We start from the raw sequence: 367 nt of genomic DNA, 5'->3' as shown, positions 1-367 counted from the left end.
AGATAAACCAGAATACAAAGATATTCATAAAGAGTTTCTAGCGTTTATCGATGGGGCTGAGCTTGTTGCTCATAACGCGCCCTTCGATGTCGGCTTTATGGATAATGAATTTAGCAAGCTAGACCCTTCTATCGGAAAAACGGAAGACTACTGCAAAATTACCGATTCCTTGGCAATGGCTAAGCGCATGCCAAACATGCCAGCGCGCAAAAACCTGGACTCACTAGCTAAGCATTTCACCATCGATATTTCCGCACGTGTATTGCACGGCGCTTTGCTCGATGCCGAGATACTGGCAGATGTGTTCTTGTTTATGACCGGTGGTCAAACAGCGATTCAGTTTGGCGGTGACAGCAGTGGTGAGGCT

Annotated in this window: 1 protein-coding gene; it reads left to right on the top strand. The window is 46.6% G+C overall.

Annotation, left to right across the window (positions count from 1 at the left end; translation table 11 throughout):
• Window positions 1–367: exonuclease domain-containing protein (locus tag AB4585_RS29090; RefSeq protein ID WP_372172278.1), on the top strand; the 367-nt coding region annotated here is incomplete at both ends.

It is taken from the genome of Vibrio sp. 10N.222.49.C9, from assembly GCF_041474985.1.
GTDB lineage: Bacteria > Pseudomonadota > Gammaproteobacteria > Enterobacterales > Vibrionaceae > Vibrio > Vibrio crassostreae_C.
This window is presented reverse-complemented; position numbering and strand designations above follow the sequence as displayed.